The following is a 24,117-nucleotide window of genomic DNA, read 5'->3' on the forward strand; positions in this document are numbered from 1 at the left end:
AGGAACACCGACCCGAACAGCAGGGCGTTGCGCTTGGTCTTCTTCATGATGCTCTCACTTGCCGTCAAGGCCGAACAGCGGCCGCAGGCGGATGCCGAGCAGGCTGCCGGCGAAGGCGGCGGCGAACCACAGCCAGCCATGCACGCTGCCCGAGGCGATGCCCGAGAACAGGGCGCCGATGTTGCAGCCGAACGACAGCCGGGCGCCGTAGCCCATGAGCAGGCCGCCGATCACCGCCGCCGCCAGGCTCTTCCACGGCAGGTCCACCTTGGGCGCGAAGCGTCCGGCCAGGGCCGCCGCCAGGGCGGCGCCGAGGAGGATGCCGAAGTTCATCACCGAGGTGACGTCGGCCAGCACGCTGTCGCCCAGCGCCGCCGCCGGCCCCGGCCACTGCCAGAAGGCCCAGGTTTCCACCGGCACGCCCACCGCCTGGATGGTCTTGGCCCCCCACAGGCCGAAGGCGAAGGTGACCGACCACGGATGGCCGGCGATCAGCAGGGTGGCGATGTTGAGCACCGCCAGCAGCAGGGCGCCGGCCAGCAGCGGCCAGGGGCCGTGCAGCAGGCGGGCGAGGCCGTGGCGCTCAGCGGCGGCGGGGGTTTCCAGGCTGCCATGGCGGCGGCGCTCGATCCACACGGTCACCGCCGCCACCGCCGCCAGACCGGCAAGGGTCAGCGCCAGGGCGCCCGGCACGCCGATCAGGTCGCCCAGCGCCATGGCCGGCAGTGACGGCTGCGCCAGCCACCACGGCAGATGCCAGCTGCCCAGCACGGCGCCGACAATGAAGAACAGCAGCGTCACCAGCATGCGGCTCGACCCGCCGCCCACCGTGAACAGGGTGCCGGAGCCGCAGCCGCCGCCCAGCTGCATGCCGAGGCCGAACAGCGCCGCCCCCACCAGCACCGACACGCCCACCGGCGCCAGCGCCCCTACCAGCGGCTGGCCGAAGGCCTCGCCGCCGGACAGCAGGGGCATGAACACCAGCGCCGTCAGGCCGATCATCAGCATCTGCACCCGCATGGGCCGGCCGCGCCCTTCCACCACCAGCCGCCGCCAGCCCCCGGTGAAGCCGAAGGAGGCATGGTAGAGGGTGATGCCGAGACCGCCGCCGATGACGAACAGCACCGCCTGCCGCAGGTCCACCGCCTGCCAGATGGCAAGGGCGCCCAGCACCAGGGCGGCACCGGCGAAGGCCGCCGGACCGTGGTCGAAGGACACGCCGCGCCAGCCGCTGCGCGGCAGGGCGGCTCCCGAGGGGACGGAGGTGGTCATGCTGCGATGATCCCTGAACCGGATAAAGCATCACGGCGCGGCAGCGGCCCTCGGGCGGCTGCCGCGCCGGACGGGGGAACGGTCGGCAGGCTCAGTTGGCGGCGCCGTAGACGACCAGGGGGTTGGCGGGGTCCTTGGCCCATTCGGCCAGCGAGCCGTCGTACATGGTGACCGCCTTGTTGCCGCCCACCTCGCTCAGCCCGAACCAGGCGATGGATGCCCAGTGTCCGGTGTTGCAGTAGGCGATCTGCGGCTCGTCCTTCTTCACGCCGACCTGGTCGAGCAGCCGCTCGATGCTCGCCTTGTCGGCGAAGCGGCCGGTTTCGGCATTGTAGAACAGGTCGTTGGCGATGTTGGCGGCGCCCGGAATGGCGCCCGGCGCCTGCACCACCGGCGCCTTGGACTGGCCCAGGTACTGCTCGGTCGGGCGGGCGTCGATCAGCTCGGTGCCGTTCTCCAGGGCGGCGCGCACCTCGGCGACGCCGGCCACCATCTCGGGCCGGAAGTCGGCCTTGAAGGCGGCGGCGGCGGGGGTCACCGCCTCGGTCGACAGCGGCTTGCCGGCGTCGGCCCAGGCCTTGTGACCGCCTTCCAGCACCGAGACCTCGTCATGGCCGAGCACCTTGAAGGTCCAGTAGACGCGGGTGGCGCTGCCGAAGTCGGTGGCGTTGGCACCGGCCGGCACGATCACCACATGGGTGTCCGGGGTGATGCCGAGGGCGCCGATGCGCTCCTCCAGGGTTTCCACCGGCGGCAGCATGCCGGGGGTGCCGTTCACTTCCGCCCGCCAGCCATAGGTGGCGTAGGGCGCCGACACCGCGCCCGGCACATGGCCGGCGGCGTAGAGATCGGCGGCATCCTTCGGCGTGTCGCGGATGTCGAGCACCACCAGCGACGGCGCGCCGAGGTTTTCCTCCAGCCACACCACATCCACCAGCGGACGGTCGGTAAGCGAGGCGGCCTGGGCGGCCGAGGCCGCAAACACAGTGCCGAGGGCAACGAACAACAGCTTGCGCATGCGGACCTCCGATTCCAGAACGTGGATCGGATGTAATTTGCACAAACGCCGTTGTCAAATGGTGCGTTACACCATTTTTTTAGTGTATTATCCCTCACCCAGCCCGATCAGCCGCCGCACCTCGGCCAGCCGCGCCGTCAGGTCGATGGGGCGGTGGGACAGCACCTCCAGCCGGCGGTCCTGCAGCACCGGCGGCGCGTCGTGGTCGGCAGCGGCGGCGGCCCGCGCCAGCACCGAGTCGCGCTCCGCCAGCAGGGCGGCGATGGTCGGACGGAACAGCACCACCATGGCGGTCAGCCAGCGATTGAGCGGCCACGACGGATGCGCCAGATCCAGGGCGAAGGACGGCAGCGCCCCGGCCAGCACCGGCGCCGGATACAGCGTCTCGTCGGTCACCCACTGGTTGGTGGTGAACAGGGCGGTGGGGCGGCCGAGGTTGTCCATGGCGATGGCGACCAGATGGGTGGTCACCGCCGCCGCCGGCCGGTCGAGCGGGTTGCCGGGCAGGTCCAGCGGCGGCGCTGCGGGCGGCAGCGCCGGTCCGCGCAGGAAGGTGTGGAAATGGCCGAAATCGTGCGGTCGCGATGGCGACGGCGGATGGGCGTGGAAATAGGCCTGGGAGTGCGTCTCCGGGTCGTGGATGTCCCCCGGCGGATAATGCTCCAGCTCCACGAAGTCGCGCCCGCCCAGCGCCTCCAGCACCAGGCTGGACCCACCCTTGGCCAGCACCCGCATGCAGTCGACCACCTCCGCCGCGGCATCGGCAAGGTCTTCGGGGTCGGGGTCGGTGTAGGTCATGGCGGGCTCCGGCGGCGGCGGCCCTCCTACCATAGGGCGGCAGGCCGCGGCCGCAAGCCTGCGGCGCCCTGCCCTACGGCACCATGACGGCGAACTGGCCCGGCACCAGGATCTGGATGACGCCGCCCCAGTTGCACATCAGCTTGGACGTGTCGTTGAGGGTCGGCATGTTGCCGATCAGCACCGTCGGCGACCCCGGCACCCAGGGCGCCGCCGTCATCGGAACGCACGGCATGGGCGTCAGCACGCCCAGCGCCGCCGCCGTCGCCGCCGCCACCGTCGGGTTGGACGGGCTCATGCACATGCCGAACGGCAGCACGTTCACCATGGGCTTGTTGTCCATGATGTTGGCGGCCGGCGTGGCACCGGCCAAGGTCTTGTTGGTCGGCAGCACCATCAGCGACGACGGCGCGGCGCCGAAGGTACATTGCGTCGTCGCGCCCATGCAGACGCACATGCCCATGGATCAGGCTCCTTCCCAGGACCGATGCGCCCCCGCCCCGCCCGACCCGCAGGGGGCGGCACGGGGCGGGGGCGATCGGATCAGGCCTCGGCCATCTGCTTGATGAGGCGGCCGAGCGGCCCCATCTTGTCGCGCAGCTGCAGCACCGCCGAGTTGACCGCCTTGCTGTCCGGCAGCGCCCGGCGGGCCAGCCGGATGGCCGACTCGCAGTCCTCGTACACCGACCGCAGGCTGGACAGTTCGTCGGTGTGCTGGCACGCCTCCACCCGGCCGAGCTGGCTCGCCAGCAGGCCGAGCATGGCTTCCTCCTTGATCACCACCACGCTGTCGTAGACCGAGTCGAGGGTGGCGAGCGGGATGGTCGGCAGCTTCGCGTCATGCACCCGCGACAGCGCCTTGCTGAAGGAGTCCTGCAGGCCGCGCGGCACGCCGTTGCGGCGCATCCACTGGGTCAGGGTGCCCCGGTCGATGCTGCCCTTGTCCCACTTCACGCGCCGCTTCACCAGTTCCGCCAGATCGGCGGCCTTGGCGTCCAGGTCGGCCATGGCCTTCACCACCGCCTGATCCTGCATGGCCGGGGTGCGGCGCAGGGTGTCGGCGGTCTTGCGGATCTTCACCAGGGTCGCCCGCAGGGTCTTGGTGGTGTCGTAGTCGAAGCTGAGGCGGTCGATGGCCGCCACAAGGCCGCTGATGGTCGCCAGCGCCTCGGTCGGGTCCACCGGCTCCGGCTTGCCCTTCAGGGCGTTGTCGTCGACCACCACTTCGCCGCCGTAGCGGGCGTCCATGTCCTGCTGACCCCAGGTCTTGGCGATGGTGTCGTAGACGTTGTAGAGCGCCGCGTAGGTCTTTTCGTCCACCGGCACCTTGGCGGCCGCCACGGCGTCGATGTTGGCGGCGATCTGGTTCACCTCCACCTCGCCGCGCTTGAGGATGGCATAGGCCTCCGGGCTGCCCTTCTTGGCGAGGTCCAGCGCCTTCTTGTACGGATCCTTGACGCTGTCGGCGACCTTCTCGCGGAAGCCCTTCAGATCCTTGTCCTCGCCCTGGCTCATGCCAAGCTTGGACTTGATGAGGTTGCCGAGGTGGAGGATGGCGCGCGGCACGTCCTCCTTGGTCAGGGCGCGGCTTTCCGGCGTCTCGTCGCGCTTGCGGAAGGCCGGGTTGAAGCGCGCCGACTCGGTTTCCATCTTCAGGTAGAGGCGCGATTCGCCCTTCGCCGTCTCCACCTGCTGGTAGAGCACCGTGCGCATGCCCGACGGCAGCAGCAGGTCGACGTTCTCGATCTCGCCTTCTTCCTCGTTCACCCCTTCATAGAAGTCGATGCCGCGCGCCTGGCCGCCGGTCTTGCCCTGCTGTTCCTTGAGGTGGGAACTGTCGCGGCCGTAGACCTCCATGCTCTTGTCGAGGTACTTGCGCAGGCGGTTGTCGGGGTCGGGGATGGTCAGCGCGCCGCGTTCATAGGGCTCGCCGGTCATTTCCTGGGCCTTGGACTTGATGGCCCACATCAGGTTGGCGACATCCTCGCGGCTCGGCGGCGGCAGGTCGTCGATGTCGTCGCCGTAGAGCACGGTGTCGAGCATCTCGCGGCCCTTGCCGATCTTCTGGGCCAGATCCTTGGTGATCTTGTCCTTCTTGCCGTCGTCCATCTTCCCGAAGCCGGGGATGTCGGGCATGTAGAGCTTGGCCTCGCCGCCGCCCGGCACCTGCACCGGCATCGGCGTCTTCTTCGCCAGGGTGCGGGCTTCCTTGGCCTGGTCGCGAGCCTCGTCCTTCACCGCATCCAGGTTCTTGAACGCGGTCTTGGCGTCGGCCTTGGCAAGGGCGGTGGCATTGGCGACCGCCGTGCGCAGCTTCTGCAGCTCCGCCTTGTACTCCCCCGCCTTGGGGTGGGCGAGCTTCTCCAGGTGGGCGACGGCGCCGGCCAGTTCGGTGACGGCGGCGTCCACCTTCGCCTTGCGGACCTCGAAGTTCTTTTCGTTGGAGGCGAACTTCTTCTGGAAAGCGCGCTTGAACGCTTCAATCGTCTTGGGCATGTCGAAACAATCCTTCGGCTAGATGCGCAGGTGCAAAGTCGGCGGGCCGTCAGGCCACCTTCTTCAGCACGCTCTCCATGTCTGCGAGGGCCCCACCCAGCGTCTTGCGGATGGAGACCTTCACGCCGAAGGGATTGTCGTCGACCGCCTCGATTTCCTCGCTGCCGTCGATGTGGGCGCGGAACTTGCCGATGGCGTCCAGCAGCTTGGTCGCCGCCTTCTTCACGTCGGCGCCGCGGGCGCCTTCCAGGTCGCGCATGGCGGCCATCATGGGCACGCGGAAATTGCCGGTGACGCCGTTCAGGCCGAACTCGGCGATGGCTTCCAGCTCCTCGTCGTCGCTGCGCTTAAGCGCCGCCTGCAGGGCCGAAATCTGGGCGTTGATCTCGTCGGTGGCATCCAGATAGGTCGCCCGCGCCTCGCGCCAGGCGGCGGCGATGTCGGTCGGGGTGGCGGTGGCGGTGGTGGCGCCGCCGTCGGTCTGGTCGGAGCGGGTGTCGCTGTCGGTGCCGCCGGCGGTGTCTTCCGCCTCCTCCTCGCGGCCCTCGTCGCTGTCGGGCTCGTCGGCGTCCAGGTCGGTGCCGCCGCCGGCGTTCAGCTCGGCATCCAGCGCGTCGTCGCCCTCTTCGATGAACTCGCCGTCGGGACCGTAGATCTTCACCGGCACGATCAGCTTCCAGCCCTTGAAGATGCGCACGATGCGCTTCTTCAGGCCCGGCAGCGGCAGCTTCTCGCAGGTGAACTTGAGCAGGCGGCCCTCGACCGTCAGGGTGCCGAAGGCCATCTTGACGGCGCCGGTCTCGCGCTTGATCAGGGCGGCGATCTGCTTGCCCTTGCGGCGCGGGTGGACGCCCAGGATGTCGGCATCCTCGCCGATGCCGAAGCCGAACTGCATCGGCTTCTCGCGCGCCATCTTGATGCAGCGGCGGATGAAGGCCGGCTGGTACATGCGGTTGTCGGACTCTTCCTCCTCGGCGCCGTCGCTGTCGGAGGTATCGACATCATCGGCGCCGCCCAGGACGCCGTCATAGCCGTTGAGGCCGTTCTTGCGCAGCCACTCGTCCAGCAGCTTCTCGGCGCTGCCGGCGCTGCCCCGCTTGACGTCGAAGGCGACGACCTTGCCGGTCAGCGTCAGCTCGCCGCTGATGATCTTGGTACTGCCGGTTTCCGCCTTCAGCGCCTGCGCGACCTTGTCGGCGGAGGCGGTCTTGTCCGCCGCCAGCACCTTCTTGTCGAGGGCGAAGGCGAACGAGATCCCCTTGGTGGCGGCCTTGATGAGCTTGCTGACGACCTTCGGGTCCGTCATCGGACTTGTGGCCATGGTAGCACCTCCCCTGTGCTGTAATTCCCCAATACGGGAGGTAGGCTACCACGCCCGATCCCGCCGGGCGACCGGCAGCGAACGCCAGACGCTGAAATGTCCCGCGCCCGCACATCCTGCGGTTTATGACGGGAAGCGACACCAGCCGACGCGTGCGCCAGCCGCAGCGGCGCCCGTCCCGCGCGAGCGCTCCCGGCAGCTCAGGCCGCCGCCGACTGCTTGATGAGGCGGGCGAGCGGCCCCAGGCGGTCGCGCAGCTTCTGCACCGCCGCGGCCACCGGCTTGCTGTCGGGCAGCGCCCGGCGGGCCAGTTCCACCGCCGACTCGCTGTTTTCATAAATGGTGCGCAGGGTCTTTGCTTCGTCCGTCGGCTTGATCGCCTCGATACGGCTCATCTGCGTGGCCAGCAGGCTCAGCATGGCCTCCTCCTTGATCGTCACCACGCTGGCGTAGACGGCGTTGAGGGTGGCGAGCGGGATGGTCGGCAGCTTGGCGTCATGCACCCGGCCGAGCGCCTTGGTGAAGGACGACTGCAGCCCCTTCGGCACGCCGTTGCGGCGCATCCACTGCGGCAGGGCGGACTTGTCGATGCTGTTCTTGTCCGGCCGCGGCCGCCGCTTGGCCTTGGTGTCCTTGGCGTCCTTCTCGTCGTCGTCGTCCTCGTTGACCTCGCCTTCCGGCCCGAAGACCTTGATCGGCACGATCAACTTCCAGCCCTTGAACAGGCGCACGAGGCGCTTCCTCAGGCCGGGGATCGGCGTCTTCTCGCAGGTGAACTTCACCGTCCGGCCGTCGAGCATGATGGTGCCGAAGGCGATCTTCACCGCCCCGGTCTCGCGCTTGATGAGGGCGGCGATCTGCTTGCCCTTGCGGCGCGGGTGGACGCCCAGCATGTCGCCCTCGGCGGCGATGCCGAAGCCGAACTGCACCGGCTTTTCCCGCGCCATCTTGATGCAGCGGCGGATGAACTGCGGCTGGTAAAGGCGGTTGTCGGACTCGTCGCCGTCGGCTTCGTCGTTGCCGGCCGCCTTGACGTCGTCCAGGCGCCCGACCATGGCGTCGTAGCCGTTGAGGCCGTTCTTGCGCGTCCACTCGTCCAGCAGCTTCTCGGCGCTGCCGGCACTGCCCTTCTTGACGTCGAAGGCGATGACCTTGCCGCTGGTGACCACCTCCCCCAGGATGATCTTGCCGCTGCCAGTTTCGTCCTTCAGGGCCTGGGCGACCTTGGCGGGGGAGGCCGACTTGTCGGCGGCCATCACCTTCTTGTCGAGGGCGAAGGCGAAGGCAACACCCTTCGACGCGCCCTTGATGAGCTTGGCGACCACCTTCGGGTCCGTCAGCGAACTTTCGGCCATGGCCGCACCTCCCCTCGCGCGTACATCTACCCCTGGTGGAAGAGACTACCACGTCCGCAGCGGTCCGGCGACAGGCTCCCCCACCCTGCCGACAGCAGCGGCATCAGCCGGTGCGGACGAAATCCAGCAGCACCCGCCGGGCCTCGATCAGCTGCCGCATGCGTTCCGGGCAGGCGACCAGACCGGTGTCCGGGTGGAACACCGGCGCCAGTTCGCGGAAGCGGCGCGACACCTGCTCGCCGGTGCAGCCGAACTCGCTCTGGAAGCCCATCACCCGCGCCGCCTGGGCCGGCGAGCGCACGCCGCCCTCCAGCGGCCGGAAGGCCAGCCGCTCCAGCGCCGCGCGGGCGGCATCGCGGTCCGCCGCCAGGGCGCGCTCCCGTTCCGCCGCCGCAGCCGCCGCGGCGGCCTTGGCCTGATGGTCGGCGAAGCGCAGGGTATCGGGCACCGACAGCGCCACCGCCAGGGCGAGGCAGCGGCGCACGTCGGCATCGCTGACGCCGCCCGGCGCCCGCACCCGCAGGGTCGGCACCACCCGCCGGCGGCGCATGGCGCCCAGCCGGTTGGGCTTCCACACCACGGTGATGTCGGCCGCCGTCGGGCCGCCGGGGTCGGGCACCACCGGCAGGTCGCCGGTCCGCACCAGCACCAGCACCGCCGCCACCAGGTCGTCGGGGCTTAGCTGGCGCAGGCGGCACAGCTGCTGCACGCTGTCCTGCAGGGCACGCCCCACCGGCAGGCTGCGCAGCCGCAGCCGGTCCGGCGGCACGGCGGGCGCCGGCGGCGGCAGGGGCTCGGGCGGCGGCGGGGCGAGGGAGCCGTCAAGCGGCAGCGACATCTGCTGCGGCGTCATGCGTCGTCGTCTCCGTCGCGGCGGCCACTGGCGGCGCGCATCAGCCGGCGCTTGAGCTTGCCGCCCACCCGCAGGTCGGAGGTCAGCGAGAACACCAGCGGCTCCAGCGAGCGGCCGAGGCGCACCAGCCCGCCCACCTCCACATGGGCGCCATCGCCGGAGGGCAGCGGATGGACGGTGACGGTCGGGTCTTCCAGCCGCGGCTCGAAGGTGCGGATGGCGTCGACGATCAGGCGCTCGATCTGGTGGCGCTCGGCGGTGTTGCCGACGCACAGGTGGGTCAGGTCGGCCAGGCCGTAGCGCAGCACGGTGGTGCGCGGGTCGACCGAGACGGGATGGCCGGCATCATCGTCGCCCAGCCGGTCGGCGGCCTCGTCGTCGTCATCCTCCGGCAGCCATGGCAGGCGGGTGTCGAGGATGCGCGCCACCTCGCGGCGGATGGAAGCACCCACCGCGTCGAAGGTCTGGAACGACAGTTCCTGCGCGTCCTCCGGCGAGTTCGGGCGCAGGTCGATCAGCCGCTCGAACAGCGGCGCACGCAGCCCGACAAGGCTTTTCGGTTGGGCCATGGCGTCCTTCTTTCCGGCCGTTGCGGTGCCGCCGTCAGGTCAGCTCCCGCGGGCGGACATCCGATCCGCCGCCCGAAGTATCGGCGCTTCCGAACGGATTGTCACTGCCCCCGAACGGGTCGTCGCCGCCGAAGGGGTCGTCCAGGTCGAGACCGCCGAACGGATCGTCGTCGTCGCCGGCCGCCGCTGCCGTCGCCGGCGGATCGGCAGAGGCCACCGGCCGCGCCGACGCCTTGTCGGCAGCGGCATCGTCCGCATCCTCGTCGTCATCGTCGCCGGCCCCGAACGGATCGTCGTCATCGCCCAGGCTGCCGAACGGATCGTCGTCGTCGCCCCCGAACGGATTGTCGTCCGCCGCCTTGGCCTTGGCCGGAGCCTCGTCACTGCCGGCGGCGGCGAAGGGGTCTTCGTCGTCATCGCCCAGGTCGCCGAACGGGTCGTCGTCGTCGTCGCCCCCGAACGGATTGTCGTCGGCCGCCTTGGCCTTGGCCTTGGCCGGCTTCTTCTCCGCAAAGGGATCGTCGTCGTCATCGCCGAGGCTGCCGAACGGATCGTCGTCATCCGAGCCGAGGTCACCGAACGGGTTGTCCTCGTCATCGCCGCCGCCGAAGGGGTCGTCGTCATCGTCCCCAAGGCTGCCGAACGGATCGTCCTCGTCGGCCGCCGCCGCCTTGCCCGCAGCGGCGCGACGGCCCCCGCCGCCCTCGCCCAGGGACTCCAGCTTCTCGCGCAGCGCGGCGATTTCCTCCCGCACCTCGTCCTTCAGGGCGGAAAGCTCCTGGCGCAGTTCCGCCGCCAGTTCGTCGAAGCGGTTGTCGAAGCGCAGGATGGCGGTGTCGAAGCCCTTGCGCGCCAGCGTGATGGCGTCGCGCTCCCGCACCATGTCCTCCACCGCCTTGGCCTGGGTGTCGAGCAGGTCCTTGCGGTTGCGGGTGAATTCCTCCGCCATGTTGCGGGCGTAGCCTTCGAAGGCGCTGAACTGCAGTTGCAGCACCTCCAGGCGGTGGCCGATGTCGTCATCCTCCGCCCCGCGCTCGGGCGACGGCACCCGCAGCGCCGTCACCACCGCCACCGGCGCGGCCGACGCGGCGGCAGCCCGGCGCACCGGCGCTGGCGCCGGACGGGCGGCCGGTTCGCCGGCGGTGACGGCGGCATCCTCCTCGGCGCCGTCGGCGGCGGGCTCGTCGGCGGCCGGCTCGGGCGGCGCCACGTCGCGGGGGTCGGCCTTGATGGGCGGCGGCGGGGGGGGCGGCGGCTTGCGGTGGAACGGCAGGTCGCCCGACAGCCACCGCGACACGGTGATGTAGGGGATCTTCAGCGTCTCGGCGATGCGGCGATAGCTGTAGCCGGCCTTGCGCAGCCGATTGGCGGCGCGTTCGCCGTCGGTCTCCTTGGCGGCGCCCGGCACGCCGCGCACCGATTGCGGCACCGTCGACGCATCGGCCATGGGCGTGGCGACGACGATGCTCTCGCTGGAATCTGCCCAGTCAGGTGCTGTCATGGCTCGCGCCCCACTGTCCAAAAGACATACCTTCTTTCACCTCAGGATAGGCACGCCACCCCGTCGCTGCCAAGGTGCCACGAACGATCGCCCGCATGTCAGCGCACCACCGGACGCGGCGGCGGGTCGATGGAGGCGGTCACCCGTCCGGCCTGGGAATAGGTCTGCATGGGCTCCACCAGCACGCCGGCGCGATAGAGCCCCCGCTGCATCAGCTCGCCGGTGGGGAAGTAGCGCTTGACCTCCCCTTCCAGCAGGCCGGCGCGGAAGGTGGCGGTCTCCAGCACCTGGCCGGTGGGGTAATAGACCACCTGCGGCCCGTCCTGCTGGTCGGCCACATGGGCGGCGCGACGGATCAGGTGGCCGTCGGCGTCGTAGTAGCGCGCCTGGCCCTCGATCCGCCCGGCGCGATAGGGGATGGCGGCGGCCAGCAGGCCGTTGGCGCTGTAGTACAGCGCCTCGCCGTCCTGCAGGCCGCGCACGAAGGGCATCCGCGCCACCATGCGGCCGTGCTGGAAGAAGGCGGTGTCGCCATGGCGCACGCCGTCGGCGTACTGCGAGACCTCGGCCAGGGTGCCGTCGTCGTCGTAGCGGCGCAGTTCCCCGTGCAGGCGGCCGCCCGCCACGCGGGCGCGCTGCTGCAGCTTGCCGCGCGGCCCCCAGTCGTAGGTTTCGCCGTGCATGGCGCCGTCGACCATGCGGCCGCGGAAGGTGACGCGGCCGGCCCCGTCCAGCTGCTCGAACGGCGCGCCGTTCTCCGGCCCCGCCACCGGCGGCGGCGGGGCCGGCGGCGCTGCCGGGGCGGTGGCGGCCGTGCCCGCCGGTTCGGGCGTCACGGCGGCAAGGATGGTGTCGTCTGCCATGGCCGTCGCCTTATCCGATCTTCACCAGGCCGCCCTTGAGCATGAGCATGCCGCCGCCATCGACGGTGCCCATGGCACTGCCCTTGACGGTGCTCTGCAGCCCCTCGGCCTCGAAGTTCAGGCTGGCCTTCAGGGTCATGCCCATGGAGGACTGGGCGTTCATGGCCATGGTGGACTTGATGTCCATGCTGGTGCCCGATTCAACGGTCATGGCGGTGCCCGACTTGTGGGTGGCCGCCGTGCCCGACTTGGTGGTCAGCGCCGTGCCCGCCTCGATGTCGGTGGTGGTGGCCGACTTGGTGGCGATGCCGGCGGAGGTGGACTGGAAGGTCAGCGACTTGCCCTTCATCACCACGTCGCCGGTGACGGTGATGGTCAGGTTGCCGTCCACGGTCAGTTCATAGTTGCCGGCGACCTTGTGGGTGAAGTCGGCATCGTTGTTGTGGGTCTCGTTGTCCTTCACCGCGACGTCGCGGGTGCCTTTCTCGACCTTGTGGACCTCGTTGCCTTCCTGAACCGTGATGGTGCGGTTCATTTTGACGGTGGAGGTATAGTCGTTCTCCACGGTCTGGATCAGGTCGTGCTTCACCGTGCGGGTCTGGTCGTTCAGAACCTCGATGTTCATGTCCTTTTCGGCATGAACATAGATTTCCTCGCTGTCCTTCTTGTCCTCGAAGCGGATCTCGTTGAACTTGCCGGCGCCCTGTTTCGAGGACTCGGTCTTGATGGTGCTGCGGGTGGAGTTGTCCGGCAGGGCGTAGGGCAGCTTCTGCTCGGCGTTGTAGACCGCGCCGGTGACGATGGGCTGGTCCGGGTCGCCTTCCAGGAAGCTGACGATCACCTCCATGCCGACGCGCGGCAGGAACATGGCGCCGTAGGACTTGCCGGCCCACCCCTGCGACACGCGGATCCAGCAGGAACTCTTGTCGTCGTTCTTGCCTTCGCGGTCCCAGTGGAACTGCACCTTCACGCGGCCGTACTTGTCGACCCAGATTTCCTCGCCGCTCTTGCCCACCACGATGGCGGTCTGCGAGCTGTGGATGCGCGGCTTGTAGGCGGTGGGCGGCGGCCGGTAGGGGGTGGCGGCCGGAAAGGCCTCGAAGCTGGCGGTATAGTCGGTACGGCTGGCCTGGATGCGCAGCCGGCGGCAGACGTATTCCGCATTGACGCTGCGGCGCGGGTGTTCCTTCACCTTGAACTTGTAGCCGCCGACCAGGGCGCGGATGCGGCCGCTGCCGCGCACCAGCTCGCCCTCGGCCGCCGCCGCCTGCATCAGCACCTTGGCGTACTTCTCGCCCTCGGTCGACTTGAGGTAGCGGCCGGTATAGCTGTTGAAGCTGCCGATGCCCTTGGTGCCCTGGGCCTTGGCGTAAAGGTCGGTGGCCGGCGTCTCGAAGTTGAAGCTGTCGAGGCCGACGGTCTTGGTGGTCACCCGGCGGGCATAGCGGACGGAGGTCAGGTAGTCGTCGTCGTCGTCATAGGCGCGGGTCGGCCGGTACTTGAAGGTGCTGACGGTCGGGCAGCTCTTGAAGGCGCTGGAGCCGTCGCCGATCACCATCTCGCACTTCGAACTGGTGTGGCTGAAGTAATAGAAGATGCCCTCCTCCTCCATCAGCCGGCTGATGAAGTTGAAGTCGCTCTCGTCATACTGAACGCAGTATTCGCGCTTCTCGTAGGTGCCCGACAGGGACTTCTTGACGTGCGGATAGCCGGCGCCCTTGCACACTTCCTCGATGATCTCGGGCACGGTCTTGTTCTGGAAGATGCGGCAGTCGCCCGACAGGGTCAGCAGCCACAGCCACGGCCGCAGCTCCGCCTCGTAGGTCGCCAGTTCCTCGCGCTCGTCGAAGTGGACCAGCTCGAAGCTGGTGATGATGCCGGTGACGTAGCGCTTGTCCTCGTCCTTGGTGACGCGGACGGTGACCGTCGCCGTCTTGCCCACCAGGCTGTCGAAGGCGAGGTCTTCGTCCTCCGCCAGCATGGTCAGGCGGTAGCTGAAGGGAAACGACAGTCCTTCGTCGCCTTCCATCTCGCGCAGGATCAGCTTGTCCTTGCCGAGCGGGGTGGAGATCGACAGGTACTGGTCGTCCTGGGAAAGCTTCTTGTCGAGCAGGCCCATAACGCGCCCCCTACTCCACGCGGCGGCAGATCAGCCGGCCGTCGTCGCCCGCATCCACCTCCACCTGCGCCGCCGCGGCGGCATCGGTCATGGCGGTCAGCAGCAGCGGCGCCAGCTGCGGCACGATGGTCATGTTGAGCACGTTGTCCACCATGCGCGCGCCCGTATCGGCGGCCATGGCGCGGCGCACGATCTCCGCCCGCGCCGCCGGCGTGAAGGTCAGGCTGTGGCCGCGCTGGCCGGCGAAGCGCTCCGTCACCTTGCCGCAGCGCATGTCGACGATGGCGCCGATCTGGTCCTCGCCCAGCGGCAGGTAGGGCACCACGGTCAGGCGGCCGATCAGGGCGGTGCGGAAGTGGCGGCGCAGTTCCTGCGACACCAGCTGCACCAGGGCCGAGAGGCGTTCCGTCGGGTCGTCGATGGCGCGCACCATGCCGGCATCCTGGGCCAGCACGTCCTCGGCGACGTTGCTGGTCAGCAGGATGACGGTGTGGCGGAAGTCCACCGCAACACCCTCGCCGTCCTCCATCACGCCCTTGTCGAACACCTGATAGAACAGGTCGAGCACGTCCGGGTGGGCCTTCTCCACCTCGTCCAGCAGCACCACCGAATAGGGCCGCCGCCGCACCGCCTCGGTCAGCACGCCGCCCTGGCCGTAGCCGACATAGCCCGGCGGCGAGCCGCGCAGGGTGGCGACCGAATGGGCCTCCTGGTACTCGCTCATGTTGATGGTGATGAGGCTGGCCGAACCGCCGTAGAGGATGTCGGCCAGGGCGTGCGCCGTCTCGGTCTTGCCGACGCCGCTCGGCCCGCACAGCAGGAACACGCCCACCGGCCGCCCCGGCTCCGCCAGACCGGCGTGATAGGCGCGAATGGCGTTGGACAGCACCGCCAGGGCCTGATCCTGGCCGATCACCCGCTCGCGCAGGCGATCTTCCAGCCCGCCGACGGTGGCCGCCATGTCGCGCGACAGGGCGCCGGCCGGGATGCCGGTCCATTCGGAGATCACCTGCGCCACCGCCACCTCGTCGACGCACCACGGCACCAGCGGGTCGTCGCCCTGCACCGCGGCCAGCTCCGCCCGCAGGGCCGGCACGGCGGCGGCATCGCCGCCCTCGGCAACGGCGGCGTCCAGACGGTCGAGCAGCGCCTGTTCCCGCGCCCGGCGGTCCTCCAGCGCCGCCCGCTCGGCCTCCGTCTCGGCGACCCGGGCGGCGATGGCGGCCAGCCGCGCCTGCACCTCCGCCGGCGCCCCCGGCTCCCGCTCCAGATGGGCGCGCTCGGCCGCCAGCAGGGCGAGGTCGTGGTCCAGCCGCTCGATCTGCGCCGGGGTGACGCCGCGGCCGATGGCGACGCGGGCGCAGGCGGTATCCAGCACGCTCACCGCCTTGTCCGGCAGCTGGCGGGCCGGCATGTAGCGCGCCGACAGGGCGACGGCGGCGCTGACGGCGCCGCTCAGCACCCGCACCTTGTGGTGGCTTTCCAGCTTGCCGACCAGGCCGCGCAGCATGGCGCAGGCGGTGGGCTGGTCGGGCTCGTCCACGGCGATGGCCTGGAAGCGGCGGGCGAGCGCCGGGTCCTTCTCGAAGTAGCGCTTGAACTCGCTCCAGGTGGTGGCGGCGATGGTGCGGAACTCGCCGCGGGCGAGCGCCGGCTTCAGCAGGTTGGCGGCATCGTTCTGGCCGGCGGCACCACCGGCGCCGATCATGGTGTGGGCCTCGTCGATGAACACCACCACCGGCATGGGCTGGGCCGCCACCTCCGCCATCAGCTTGCGCAGCCGTTCCTCGAACTCGCCCTTCACCCCGGCGCCGGCCTGCAGCAGCCCGAGGTCGAGCATGCGCACCACCATGCCCTTGAGCGGCGGCGGCACCCGGTCCTCGGCGATGCGCAGCGCCAGGCCCTCCACCACCGCCGTCTTGCCGACGCCCGGCGCCCCGACCAGGATCGGGTTGTTCTGGCGGCGGCGCATCATCACGTCGATGAGCTGGCGGATCTCCGACTCGCGCCCCGTCACGGGGTCCAGCTTGCCGGCCCGCGCCTGCGCCGTCAGGTCGACGGTGAAGCGGTCGAGCGCCTCGGTCGCGCTGCCGCCCTGGCCGTCGCCACGGCCCTCCTGGCCGCCGGCAGCGGCGCCGGCGCCGTCGGGCTTCAGCAGCGGCGCCAGCGCCTTGCGCGGCCCGAAGCCCACCCGCACCATCTCCGGCAGCAGCTCCAGCGCCTCGGCCATGTCGATGCGCTCCAGCGCCGGCAGGGCGGTCAGCAGCACGCCGCGCAGCGGGTCGCGCTCCAGCGGGCCGAGCAGCAGCGCCGCCGGCAGGATGGTCGGGCTCTCCAGCCGCGCCACCGACAGCAGCAGGGCGCTTTCCAGCATGTCCGGCACCCGCGGCGAGAAGGCCGGCGTGCGGGCGTTGCCGCGCTTGATGCGGCCGAGGCCGTCCTCCAGCACCTTCAGCAGGTCGGCCGCCGGCAGGTCGTAACGGTCGAGCACGCACTTCACCACCACGTCGCCGGAGCGCACCAGGGCCGCCAGCAGGTGTTCGGGCTCGACGTCGTAATGGGTATGCGACACGCACAGGGCCGCCGCCTGCTCCACCACCTTCTTGGCGTTGCGGTCGAGCTTGGAGATGAGGGTCTTGAGGTCGATGGTCATGGTCAGCCCTTCCGCTGGCTCGCGATCACGATCCGCACCTGGCCGTCGTCGGCCGCCGCCTCGGAGGCGCCGAGCAGCCACGTCGTCCAGCCCAGCCGCCGCCCGCCCGCCGTCGCCAGACGGAAGGCCGGCACCGCCGGCTGCCTGAGGGTGAGATCGAGGATGATGTCGAGGGTGTCGCCGGCATAGAACCGGCAGAGCGCCACCAGCGCCCCGTAATGGCGGCCGGTGGGCAGGAAATCGCTGTAGGCGTCGAGCCGCGCCACGGTGATGGCAAGGCGAAAGCCGGCGTGCTGGTCCCACACCCGGGTGCCGAGCAGCGCCCCCTGCCCCAGCGGCTGCACCGACGTGCCCAGGCCGCCGGCGGCGGCATTGGCCCCGGCGAGGCGGGTGTGGGAGTCCGGCTCCAGGTCCAGCCAGCGGCCTTCGAAGCTGCCGACGCTGACCTCGGCCGCGAACACCCCGGCGATGAGCGCCCGCAGGCCGGCGGCGGAGCGGCGGCGGTCGGCCAGGATGGCGGTGAAGCCCAGCAGCATCCGGTCGCGGGTGTCCTCCACCCGTTCCTCCAGCCCCGGCGTGCCGATGCCGGCGAAGGAGCGCAGGGCCGTCGCCAGCAGCGAATACTCCGGCTGGCCGTCCAGCAGCGGCAGGGTGGACCGCCGCACCCGATAGAGCAGCGACACCAGCCGGTGGTTGAACATGTTGAGGAACGACGCCATGGCCGTATCCCGGCGGGCGACGCGCTCGGTCAGCGTCTCGGTGAAGGCATAGGGCAGCGGCCCGCCGATGCCGGCCACCCCCAGCGCCGGGGTGCGCAGCACCGGCATGCCGTCGGCGTCCTCCCGCAGGCCGCTGACGTCGCTGGCCGGGAAGCCGAGGCCGGGCTCCTGCTCGATGCGCACGGCCTCCACCTCCGGGTCCATGCCGGTGCCGAGCGGCACGCAGCCCCGGTTGAACCGCTCCAGGATGGCGATGGCCTGGAACAGGTCGTAGCGGTACGGCTCGCTCCGCAGGTCCTCGATCAGAGGACGTGCTGGTCGCCGGAAATGGACGGCCATGTGCGCCACTCTCCACCGCGCTGCAAGGACCGGAAGCGCAGTTGCACGAAACTGTTCAGCGAGGCGTAGAGCCCGAGGAAGCGGGACAGCACCTCGCCGAAGACGAGCGGGCTCGCGCCGACGAAGCCACGCTCGTCGACGTCGATGGTGACCTGCAGGCCGCGGCAGAACCCGCGCCAGGCATCCTGCCCGACGCGCTGCACGGTGGGCCGCACCTCCAGCCCGCGCAGGGAATTGACCTGCATGCGGGCGGCGGGATCATCCAGGGTATGAAGGGTCAGGATTTCCTGCAGCGCCGTCAGCGCCTCCGGCCCCGAGACCAGGCTGAGGTGGTTGAGCGCCATCTGGCTGACCAGCCGCCACGAGGTTTCGCCGCTGCCGCTGCGATAGCGCGGGATGGTCGGCTTGTAGAGCAGCATGGCGCGGCCGACCGGCGCCGCGTCCTCCAGGTAAAGGTCCGCCTTGGCGGGCACTTCCTCGGCCAGGCTGCGGTTGGTGCACAGCGTCGTCACCAGCAGCGTTTCCGCCGCCGGGCGCACCGGGTCGAAAGCCAGATCGGTGAGGCTGAGCCAGGTGTCGGTGCCCGGCCGGTCCTGCCGCAGCCCGGCGCCGCGGGTGCTGAACCAGAACGCCTCCGGGTCTTCGCCCGCCAGGGCGTGGCGGGTGGAGAACAGCGGCACGTAGCGCACCTGGGTACCGTCGTCGCGGATGCCGGCGACGTCGAGCACCGAATAGACCTCGGTGATGCGGTCGCGCAGGGCATCGGCACTGACGAGATAGCTGGTGCGCCGCTGGTCCAGGCGGATCGGCTCGGCAATGCGGCGGAACAGGTTGACCACCGGCACGCAGCCGGTCAGCAGGGTGTCGCCGCGCAGGCGCAGGCGCTGCGGCAGCGGCTGCGCCAGGCCGAGCATCAGCGTCGCCCGCTCGCCGCTCAGGGCGCCGGCCGGCAGCACGATGTCGAGGAACAGGAACTTCTGCGGAAAGGCGAAGTATTCCTGCAGCAGGGCATAGGCCGGGTGGCTGTTGGGCGGCACCGGCAGCAGGGTTTCGTCCGGCCCGAAGCCGGCCGGCTGAACGATGCCGGCGCCGCGCAGGCGCAGGTCCGGCGCATCGGCCGAGCGCACCACCGCCTGCCGCACGTGGCAGGTCAGGGCTTCGTACATGGCCGCCGCCACCGTCGGCTCGGCATTGACGAACAGCCGCAGGCGGCGCAGGCCGGTATCGCCCAGCGGCACGCCGCGGGCCTCGATCTCGATGCGGATGACGCCGGCGATGCTGGCATCGTCCTCGAAGGGGGTGCCGTCGGGCACCTGGGCGGCGGTCTCCACCACCTCCACCGGCCACAGGGTCAGCGGCGCCGTGGTGGTGAAGCGGCAGCGCGCATCGTCGCCCGCCACCGCCACCAGTTCGGTGCCGCGCGGCAGGGTGTGGCCGTCGGTGAGCTGGCCGGCGTCGCCGTCGGGCACCAGCCGGGCAATGCCGCACGACGGCACCGGCGCCGACAGGTGCGGGTAAAGGATGTTCAGCAGCGCGTCGGTGAACACCGGGAACTGGCGGTCCAGGTTCATCTGGACCCGCGCGGTGAGGAACGCGAAGGACTCGATCAGCCGCTCGACATGGGGGTCGCCGGCCGCTTCCGGGCCAAGCGCCAGCCGCTTGGCCACCTTGGGATAGGCGCGCGCAAACCCTTCGCCAGCCCGGCGCAGGTAAAGCAGTTCCCGCTCGTAATGGGAAAACAGGTCTTCGCGCCGCATTCTGTCGCCTTGAGGAGGGAGAGGTGCTCCCGCCGCCCGATGCGGCAGGAGCACCCTCGGATCATTCCCCGACCTTGCCGGAGATGGTGTCGAACTTGACCGAGTAGTTGCCGGTCTTCTTCTGGTCCGAACCGTATTCCTCGTAGGTCCAGCTGATGACCACCGCGTTGATTTCCAGGTTCTCGGTGGTGTCGCCTTCGTTCACTTCGAGGCTGTACTTCGAGAAGATCGGCTTCTCCAGCTCCACGGTCAGGAACGGCTTCTGCATCGCCGCTTCCTCGCCCAGGCCCTTGAGGCAGATGATCTTCCACTTGGCGCTGTCGACGGTGGCGCGCAGCATGTTCGCCACCAGCTTCACCGACGCAGCATCCCACTTGCGGGACAGGACGAAGTTGTTGACGGTGGGAATGTGGACGGTACGGCGGGCGTTCGAGGTCATTTCGATCTCGATTTCCATGTCGTGCGACAGGGTGTCGCACAGGATCTTGCCCTCGTAGCCCTCAACCGCGCACTCGCCCTTGATGGACGGAATGTCGAGAATTACCTGTGCCATCTTTCTCTAGCTCCGATGGGATTACTGGGCGCCGGCGGCCGGCAGTTCGGCCACCAGACGAATGGAGGCCGACAGTTCTTCCAGCTGGAAGTGCGGGCGCAGGAACACGTTGGCGCGATAGACGCCCGGACGGCCCGGAACGTCGTAGACGTCGACCCGGCCTTCGCGCAGCGGATAGCGAGCCTTGGTGCCCTGCGGGGCGTCGTCGTCCAGCAGGATGTAGTTGGCCATCCAGGTGTTCAGGTAGTTCTCGACGTTGCCGCGGGTCATGAAAGACCCGATCTTGTCGCGCATCATCACCTTGATGTAATGGGCGAAACGGCTGGCGGCGAGAACATAGGGAAGCATCGCCGAGACGCGGGCGTTGGCGTTGGCTTCGTTGGTGTTGTAGACCTTCGGCTTGTTGCAGGTCTGGCCGCCGAAGAACGCCGCATAGTCGGTGTTCTTGCAGTGAACCAGCGCGATGAAGCCGAGATCGCTGAGTTCCTTTTCCCGGCGATCGGTGATGGCGATCTCGGTCGGGCACTTCAGCGCGATGTCGCCTTCGTCGGTCTTGAAGGTGTGGACCGGCAGGCCCTCGACCTTGCCGCCGCCCTCGACGCCGCGGATCGCCGCCATCCAGCCGTGCTTGGCGAAGGCGGTGGTGATGCGCAGGGCGAGCGCCCAGGCGGCATTGCCCCACAGGTACTTGCTGTGGTCGGTGCCGTCGGTGTCCTCGACGAAGTTGACGCCTTCCACCGGCTTGGTGTCCGGCCCGTAGGGCAGGCGCAGCAGGATGTGCGGCATGGCGAGCGCGACGTAGCGGCTGTCTTCGCTGTCACGGAACGACCGCCACTTGATCAGCTCGGCGCTTTCGAAGATCTTGGCGAGGTCGCGCGGCTGGCCCAGTTCGGTGAAGCTTTCCATGTCGAACAGCAGCGGGCTGGCACCGGCCACGAAGGGCGCGTGGGCCGCCGCGGCGACGTTGGAAATCTTCTCCAGCAGCGCCACGTCCTGCGGGTGACGGCCGAACTCGTAGTCGCCGACCAGCAGGCCGTACGGCGTGCCGCCGAGCGTGCCGTATTCTTCTTCGTAGATCTTCTTGAAGAGGGCGCTCTGGTCGAACTCCACCGCCTTCTCCAGGTCCTTCAGGACTTCCGCCTTGGTGGCGTTGAAGGCGCGCAGCTTCAGGCGGGTGGAGGTTTCGGTGTTGAACACCAGGTAGTGCATGCCCCGCCAGGTGCCTTCCAGGCGCTGGAAGTCGGGGTGATGCAGCACTTCGTTGAGCTGCAGGCTGATCAGCTCGTCGATCTGGGCGATGCGGGCGTTGATCAGCTCGACCACGTCGGCCTGGCTGGCTTCGCCGGTTTCGGCCAGGACCTGATCGACGAACTCGGCCAGCAGGTCGCGGGCATAGGGGCGCTGGGATTCATCCCGCGCCAGCTTGCCCTCGGTCATCATGCGGTCGAGGATGCTAGCGCTTTCCGCGCTCTGAACGCTGTTCTCGGTGCTCACGGCGATACCCTTTCGATTGGATGCACGGCCACGGGAGCGGCGGCGGCGTCAGGCGTCGGCAGCCGGTTCGGCGTCACCGCCGTCGGCGTCCGTGCCGCTGCCGCCGAGCAGGCCGCGCAGCTCCTTCTGCTGTTCGGTGCTGGAGACGATGTCGTTGAGCATGCCGCCCAGTTCATCGTTGCCGTCCAGCTTGCCGAGCAGGTCGCTCAGGCGCTGGCGGGCTTCCAGCAGGCGGTTCAGGCTGGGCACCTGCTTGATCACCTGCAGCGGTTCGAAATCGTCGATTTCCTGGAACGACAGCAGGACGTTCAGCTTGCTGCCGTCTTCCTGCAGGCGGTTCGGCACCTGGTAGGCCAGGCGCGGGCCGGCGGCGGCGAGGACATCGTTGAAGTTGTCGCGGTCGATCTCGACGAACTTGCGGTCCTTCACCTTGGGCAGCGGCTTTTCCGGCTTGCCGGACAGGTCGGCCATGACGCCGACCACCAGCGGCAGCTCCTTCATTTCCATGGCGCCGCCGGTGTGGACGTCATAGGTGATCTGGACGCGCGGCGGGCGTACCCGATCGAGTTTCTTCTGCGTGCTCTCGCTCATTGTCGAGACTCCCATTCAGTGCGGCAATATTGACAGAGAATTAGCACCCGAAGGTGAACAACCAGCCGACTACAAGTCGTGTTCAAGACGGCGCTTGAAGCACTTCACCAGAAGCATGTTTTCGCGTACCCCCCCTTTTCCCTAATCGGTCCCCAGTCCATAACTCGCACCGCGGCGGGTTGAGGCCGTTGCCGGCCGCCCCTCATCGTCGATGCCGAGGCCTTCGAGGATGCCCTCGCTGTCGGCCCCGCGAGCCATAAGCTCCAGCAGCACCGCACGCAGCGATGCCTTCTCCCACGACACCGCCCGCTTCACCAGGTACGGCGCCGGGCTGTGCGGTTCGTGTTCCAGCAGCCAGTCGGCCGCGTGGTCGAGCAGACGATAGGCCTCCGCCCGGTTGGCGATGGCCGGCAGCACGAAGGCCTCGCCGGCCGCCGCCCGCCGTGCCGACCGGCCGCCGACGCCGCGGGTCGGCGCCGCCGCCGCCGGGGCGTCGTCGCCATGGTCGTCGTCGTCGTGGCCGGCATCGCCGCCGAACACGTCGGCGAAGGGGTTGCTGTCGTCGTCCCCGAAGGGGTTGTCGAGCGCCATGGCGTCCTCGTCGGCGTCGGTGTCTGCGGCGGTGCCGTCGTCGCTGCGGTCGGCGGCGGCGGCGGTGCCCGGCGCCCAGCCCGCGCTCGGACAGGATGCCGCCGATGAAGCCCTCGAAATCGTCCAGGATGCGGGTCAGGGCGCTGAAGCTCGGCGCCTCCGACCGGCCCAGCGCGTCAAGGGCATCGCGCAGGCGGGTCAGGCCGCGGCGGGCGAAGGCCAGGTCGGCGGCCAGCCCGAGGAAGAACAGGTCGCCGCTGTCCTCGACGATGGCGCTGATCTCGTCGGGCGACATCTCGCCTTCCGACAGCGCTTCCTCGAAGGCGCGGCTGTTGTTGGTGGCCAGCTGGCGCAGCTTGCGGCCCTTGACGATCTCCTGGAAGGTCAGGCCGGTGCGGCGGTTTTCCGGCGCCTCGCTCACCTCCACCTGCAGCACTTCGGCCGTCACGTGGCTGTCGAGCCAGAAGTACGGCGCCATGCGCGGTTCCAGGTCGTCGCCGTCGGGGCGCGGCCACAGCATGGGCCAGAACTCGTTGGTCAGGCGCACCAGCATGTCGAGGCCGGCGGCGAGGCCCTTCATGCCGTGCAGGCGCGTCACCGCCTGCACCACCCACACCGCCACCTGCAGATCCTTCGACCGGGTGGCGAGCAGCGCCGAGCCCTGCTGCACCACCGCCTTCCAGTCGGCGCGCTTGGGGGTGGCGGTCTGCCACACGCCCTGGCTGCCGCCGATGTCCTCCCGCCGCAGCTCCGCCAGGGCGTCGACTTCCGGCGCATAGCGGATGTCGACGCCGCCGCCGTTGCCGTCGGGCAGCACCCGCAGGATGCCGGCGATGTCGAGGCCGACCTTGCGGTGCAGGGCGAGGATGGGATCGGTGGCGTTCATGCTCAGCCCCCCGTCTGGCTGCCGGCGCCGAGGCCGAACAGGTCGCGGTCGACGGTCGCCGGGTCGAGCGGACGGCCGTCGCCGGGGAAGGCCGGCAGGCGCGGCTCGTAGCCCATCCACTGGCCGCCGGCGGCGCGGAAGGTGCCGGCCCGCACCGGCACCGGCGGCGCCCGTTCCGGCAGACGCGGGAAGGCGATGGGCTCAGGCGCCTCCTTGCCGTCGGCGTCGGAGACCTTGGACAGCCGCACCGTCATGTAGACGCGGGCGATGGTGCCGTCGCGCGGCGCCTCCGCCTCGCTGACCGGCGTCAGGGCCAGCGGCGCCGCCTGGGCGGGCGCGGCGGCCGACGCGGCGGCGGCGGCGGCGGGG

Annotated in this window: 20 protein-coding genes; all 20 read right to left on the reverse strand. The window is 69.8% G+C overall.

Features of this window, described 5'->3' with window-relative positions; genetic code table 11:
* Window positions 1-54: 54 nt before the first annotated feature.
* Window positions 55-1,272: a YeeE/YedE family protein gene (locus ABD056_RS19800; RefSeq protein ID WP_343869581.1), complete on the reverse strand. Its 1,218-nt coding sequence runs from the start codon at window positions 1,270-1,272 to the stop codon at window positions 55-57.
* Between the two features lie 91 nt (window positions 1,273-1,363).
* The gene (locus tag ABD056_RS19805; RefSeq protein ID WP_343869583.1) at window positions 1,364-2,290 is read right to left on the reverse strand and encodes a sulfurtransferase; all 927 of its coding nucleotides are present in this window, start codon (window positions 2,288-2,290) and stop codon (window positions 1,364-1,366) included.
* Window positions 2,291-2,377: 87 nt separating this feature from the next.
* A complete protein-coding gene (locus ABD056_RS19810) occupies window positions 2,378-3,088 on the reverse strand; it encodes a DUF6969 family protein (protein ID WP_343869585.1) in 711 nt (236 codons plus the stop codon).
* A 73-nt stretch (window positions 3,089-3,161) separates the two neighbouring features.
* Window positions 3,162-3,551 (reverse strand): DUF4280 domain-containing protein, encoded by a 390-nt coding sequence (locus ABD056_RS19815; protein ID WP_343869587.1) that lies wholly within the window; start codon window positions 3,549-3,551, stop codon window positions 3,162-3,164.
* A gap of 80 nt (window positions 3,552-3,631) precedes the next feature.
* Window positions 3,632-5,584, reverse strand: a complete 1,953-nt coding sequence (locus ABD056_RS19820; RefSeq protein WP_343869589.1) for a hypothetical protein — start codon at window positions 5,582-5,584, stop codon at window positions 3,632-3,634.
* Between the two features lie 49 nt (window positions 5,585-5,633).
* Window positions 5,634-6,905 carry a hypothetical protein gene (locus ABD056_RS19825; protein ID WP_343869591.1) on the reverse strand — a complete coding sequence of 424 codons (1,272 nt, stop codon included), beginning with the start codon at window positions 6,903-6,905 and terminating at the stop codon, window positions 5,634-5,636.
* Between the two features lie 200 nt (window positions 6,906-7,105).
* Window positions 7,106-8,260: a hypothetical protein gene (locus ABD056_RS19830; protein ID WP_343869593.1), complete on the reverse strand. Its 1,155-nt coding sequence runs from the start codon at window positions 8,258-8,260 to the stop codon at window positions 7,106-7,108.
* Between the two features lie 103 nt (window positions 8,261-8,363).
* Window positions 8,364-9,113, reverse strand: a complete 750-nt coding sequence (locus ABD056_RS19835) for a hypothetical protein (RefSeq protein ID WP_343869594.1) — start codon at window positions 9,111-9,113, stop codon at window positions 8,364-8,366.
* Window positions 9,110-9,682 (reverse strand): type VI secretion system baseplate subunit TssE, encoded by a 573-nt coding sequence (gene tssE, locus ABD056_RS19840; protein WP_343869595.1) that lies wholly within the window; start codon window positions 9,680-9,682, stop codon window positions 9,110-9,112. The genes ABD056_RS19835 and tssE overlap by 4 nt, the downstream gene beginning before the upstream one ends.
* 34 nt (window positions 9,683-9,716) lie before the next feature.
* Entirely contained in the window at window positions 9,717-11,183 is a 1,467-nt protein-coding gene (locus ABD056_RS19845) for a helix-turn-helix domain-containing protein (RefSeq protein WP_343869597.1), read from the reverse strand.
* 98 nt (window positions 11,184-11,281) lie between these two features.
* Window positions 11,282-12,046, reverse strand: coding sequence for a toxin-antitoxin system YwqK family antitoxin (locus ABD056_RS19850; RefSeq protein WP_343869599.1), 765 nt, complete (start codon window positions 12,044-12,046; stop codon window positions 11,282-11,284).
* Between the two features lie 10 nt (window positions 12,047-12,056).
* A complete protein-coding gene (locus ABD056_RS19855; protein ID WP_343869601.1) occupies window positions 12,057-14,165 on the reverse strand; it encodes a type VI secretion system Vgr family protein in 2,109 nt (702 codons plus the stop codon).
* A gap of 10 nt (window positions 14,166-14,175) precedes the next feature.
* The gene (tssH, locus tag ABD056_RS19860; protein ID WP_343869603.1) at window positions 14,176-16,818 is read right to left on the reverse strand and encodes a type VI secretion system ATPase TssH; all 2,643 of its coding nucleotides are present in this window, start codon (window positions 16,816-16,818) and stop codon (window positions 14,176-14,178) included.
* Window positions 16,819-16,820: 2 nt separating this feature from the next.
* A complete protein-coding gene (tssG, locus tag ABD056_RS19865; RefSeq protein ID WP_343869606.1) occupies window positions 16,821-17,876 on the reverse strand; it encodes a type VI secretion system baseplate subunit TssG in 1,056 nt (351 codons plus the stop codon).
* Entirely contained in the window at window positions 17,840-19,633 is a 1,794-nt protein-coding gene (gene tssF / locus ABD056_RS19870; protein ID WP_343869607.1) for a type VI secretion system baseplate subunit TssF, read from the reverse strand. Before tssF ends, tssG begins: the two co-directional genes overlap by 37 nt.
* Before the next feature lie 61 nt (window positions 19,634-19,694).
* Complete coding sequence (locus tag ABD056_RS19875; protein ID WP_343869609.1) at window positions 19,695-20,186, reverse strand: type VI secretion system tube protein Hcp; 492 nt, start codon at window positions 20,184-20,186, stop codon at window positions 19,695-19,697.
* Between the two features lie 21 nt (window positions 20,187-20,207).
* Window positions 20,208-21,680 carry a type VI secretion system contractile sheath large subunit gene (tssC, locus tag ABD056_RS19880; protein WP_343869612.1) on the reverse strand — a complete coding sequence of 491 codons (1,473 nt, stop codon included), beginning with the start codon at window positions 21,678-21,680 and terminating at the stop codon, window positions 20,208-20,210.
* Between the two features lie 48 nt (window positions 21,681-21,728).
* Complete coding sequence (gene tssB, locus ABD056_RS19885) at window positions 21,729-22,271, reverse strand: type VI secretion system contractile sheath small subunit (RefSeq protein ID WP_343869614.1); 543 nt, start codon at window positions 22,269-22,271, stop codon at window positions 21,729-21,731.
* 202 nt (window positions 22,272-22,473) lie between these two features.
* A complete protein-coding gene (locus tag ABD056_RS19890; protein ID WP_343869616.1) occupies window positions 22,474-23,748 on the reverse strand; it encodes a type VI secretion system protein TssA in 1,275 nt (424 codons plus the stop codon).
* A 2-nt stretch (window positions 23,749-23,750) separates the two neighbouring features.
* The coding region (locus tag ABD056_RS19895) for a hypothetical protein (RefSeq protein ID WP_343869618.1) at window positions 23,751-24,117 on the reverse strand (367 nt) is incomplete at its 5' end.

The sequence above is a fragment of the Caenispirillum bisanense genome (genome assembly GCF_039523075.1).
GTDB lineage: Bacteria > Pseudomonadota > Alphaproteobacteria > Rhodospirillales > Rhodospirillaceae > Caenispirillum > Caenispirillum bisanense.

Excerpts from the sequence above, each read along its gene's own strand:
- ABD056_RS19850 (WP_343869599.1), bottom strand. The coding sequence starts at position 12,046 with ATGGCAGACGACACCATCCTTGCCGCCGTGACGCCCGAACCGGCGGGC.
- ABD056_RS19805 (WP_343869583.1), bottom strand. The coding sequence starts at position 2,290 with ATGCGCAAGCTGTTGTTCGTTGCCCTCGGCACTGTGTTTGCGGCCTCG.
- tssB (WP_343869614.1), bottom strand. The coding sequence starts at position 22,271 with ATGAGCGAGAGCACGCAGAAGAAACTCGATCGGGTACGCCCGCCGCGC.
- ABD056_RS19855 (WP_343869601.1), bottom strand. The coding sequence starts at position 14,165 with ATGGGCCTGCTCGACAAGAAGCTTTCCCAGGACGACCAGTACCTGTCG.
- ABD056_RS19810 (WP_343869585.1), bottom strand. The coding sequence starts at position 3,088 with ATGACCTACACCGACCCCGACCCCGAAGACCTTGCCGATGCCGCGGCG.
- ABD056_RS19835 (WP_343869594.1), bottom strand. The coding sequence starts at position 9,113 with ATGACGCCGCAGCAGATGTCGCTGCCGCTTGACGGCTCCCTCGCCCCG.
- ABD056_RS19875 (WP_343869609.1), bottom strand. The coding sequence starts at position 20,186 with ATGGCACAGGTAATTCTCGACATTCCGTCCATCAAGGGCGAGTGCGCG.
- ABD056_RS19800 (WP_343869581.1), bottom strand. The coding sequence starts at position 1,272 with ATGACCACCTCCGTCCCCTCGGGAGCCGCCCTGCCGCGCAGCGGCTGG.
- ABD056_RS19845 (WP_343869597.1), bottom strand. The coding sequence starts at position 11,183 with ATGACAGCACCTGACTGGGCAGATTCCAGCGAGAGCATCGTCGTCGCC.
- ABD056_RS19820 (WP_343869589.1), bottom strand. The coding sequence starts at position 5,584 with ATGCCCAAGACGATTGAAGCGTTCAAGCGCGCTTTCCAGAAGAAGTTC.
- tssF (WP_343869607.1), bottom strand. The coding sequence starts at position 19,633 with ATGCGGCGCGAAGACCTGTTTTCCCATTACGAGCGGGAACTGCTTTAC.
- tssH (WP_343869603.1), bottom strand. The coding sequence starts at position 16,818 with ATGACCATCGACCTCAAGACCCTCATCTCCAAGCTCGACCGCAACGCC.
- ABD056_RS19825 (WP_343869591.1), bottom strand. The coding sequence starts at position 6,905 with ATGGCCACAAGTCCGATGACGGACCCGAAGGTCGTCAGCAAGCTCATC.
- ABD056_RS19815 (WP_343869587.1), bottom strand. The coding sequence starts at position 3,551 with ATGGGCATGTGCGTCTGCATGGGCGCGACGACGCAATGTACCTTCGGC.
- ABD056_RS19830 (WP_343869593.1), bottom strand. The coding sequence starts at position 8,260 with ATGGCCGAAAGTTCGCTGACGGACCCGAAGGTGGTCGCCAAGCTCATC.
- tssG (WP_343869606.1), bottom strand. The coding sequence starts at position 17,876 with ATGGCCGTCCATTTCCGGCGACCAGCACGTCCTCTGATCGAGGACCTG.
- ABD056_RS19890 (WP_343869616.1), bottom strand. The coding sequence starts at position 23,748 with ATGAACGCCACCGATCCCATCCTCGCCCTGCACCGCAAGGTCGGCCTC.
- tssE (WP_343869595.1), bottom strand. The coding sequence starts at position 9,682 with ATGGCCCAACCGAAAAGCCTTGTCGGGCTGCGTGCGCCGCTGTTCGAG.